Here is a 1446-nt window from a genome sequence, read left to right as displayed (position 1 = left end):
CGCCCCTGCGCGAGCTCGCGCCCGTGCCGGTCGGCCAGCACCGCGCGCGTGCCCGTGCCGCCGCCGTCGATGCCGATCGCAAAAAGTAATGCCGCCATGCCTTCATCCCGCTGATTCGAACAGGCGCCAAGCTTAACCGGATCGGCGCCGCGCGCCCATCTGCCGTTCGGCCGGCTGTTCCGTGAAAAGGGCTTCCGCTATGCTGACGCGATCGAATCGATACGGAAAGCGAGGCAGACGATGTCGCAGCGGTGCAACTGGGTGAAGACGGAAGCGGATGCTCACTATCACGATACCGAGTGGGGCGTGCCGTCGCACGACGATCGCCACCTGTTCGAAATGCTGATCCTGGAAGGGGCCCAGGCCGGGCTGTCGTGGTCGACGATCCTGAACAAGCGCGCGGGCTATCGCGAAGCCTTTGCGGATTTCGACGTCGATGCCGTCGCGCGCTTCACGCCGAAGCGCATCGAGAAGCTGCTGGAGAATCCCGGCATCGTGCGCAACCGCGCGAAAGTCGAATCAGCGGTCACCAATGCGCGTGCCGTGCAGCGTATCCGCGAGGAGCACGGATCGCTCGCCGCGTTCCTGTGGTCGTTCGTCGGCAACGCGACGATCCAGAACGCGTGGCAATCGTACCGCGACGCGCCCGCGTCGACTGAACAGTCCGACGCGCTCAGCAAGGCGCTGAAGGCATACGGCTGCAAGTTCGTCGGTTCGACGATCTGCTATGCGCTGATGCAGGCCACCGGCATGGTCAACGATCACGAGGTCGGCTGCCCGTGCCACGCGCAATGCGCGGCGCTCGGCGGCAAGCAGCCCGCACGCCGCCGCAAGGCGAGCTGACGGCGCGGGCATCCGCCGGCCACCCGTCGTGTGCCGCGGCCCTGCGCTGGTTGAACCGCCCGCGCACCGCTCACGAAGCGGGGCGCAACGCGCAACCCCTCACCTCGCGGCGCGCGACGACGCCGGTGCAACCGCCCGCGTGCTGCGCGCGGCCCGCACGCGGGCGCTGCGCTTCTTCACCCAGATGCAGATGCCGGTCACGCTCAGCATCGCGATGACGATACCGAGCACGCTCACCGCGGCGCGGCCCGCGACGCCGGCGATCCGCCCCGAGTGCAGCGGAAACTGCGCCTGCATGAACAGGTCGCCGGCCGAGCCGCGGCCCGGCACCTGAGTGGCGACGGGCTTGCCGGTCACCGCATCCCAGTAGAGCCACGCATTGCCGAGCCCGACGCCGCCGTGGTCGTTGCCGGGCGTGAAGAACCCGACCGCATAGGCATTCATCGCCGGCGCGAACAGCAGCGCGCCCGGCGGCGCGTCGATCCCGGTCGAAATTCAGGGTCTGTCCGAAGTGCCGGGTGCGGGCGAAGAAGTGATCGTGCTGCCGGACGAGCGCAAGGCGCGTGAAATCGCACTGTTCCGTCAGGGCAAGTTCCGCGACGT

Annotated in this window: 1 protein-coding gene and 2 pseudogenes; 1 reads left to right on the top strand and 2 read right to left on the bottom strand. The window is 68.5% G+C overall.

Features of this window, described 5'->3' with window-relative positions:
* A pseudogene (locus tag G3O00_RS42500) lies at nt 1-98 on the bottom strand (ATPase); the annotation flags it as partial.
* Between the two features lie 142 nt (nt 99-240).
* On the opposite strand from G3O00_RS42500, the gene G3O00_RS42495 reads away from it, so the two are divergent.
* Entirely contained in the window at nt 241-843 is a 603-nt protein-coding gene (locus G3O00_RS42495) for a DNA-3-methyladenine glycosylase I (protein ID WP_206146578.1), read from the top strand.
* Nucleotides 844-942: 99 nt separating this feature from the next.
* Here the strand turns inward: G3O00_RS42495 and G3O00_RS42490 are convergent.
* A pseudogene (locus G3O00_RS42490) lies at nt 943-1446 on the bottom strand (PepSY-associated TM helix domain-containing protein); the annotation flags it as partial.

Origin of the sequence: Burkholderia sp. Ac-20384 (genome assembly GCF_017104605.1) — a bacterium.
In the GTDB taxonomy this organism is placed as follows: Bacteria; Pseudomonadota; Gammaproteobacteria; order Burkholderiales; family Burkholderiaceae; genus Burkholderia; species Burkholderia lata.
The sequence above is the reverse complement of the archived record's forward strand: the minus strand, read 5'-3'. Positions and strand labels throughout refer to the sequence as shown.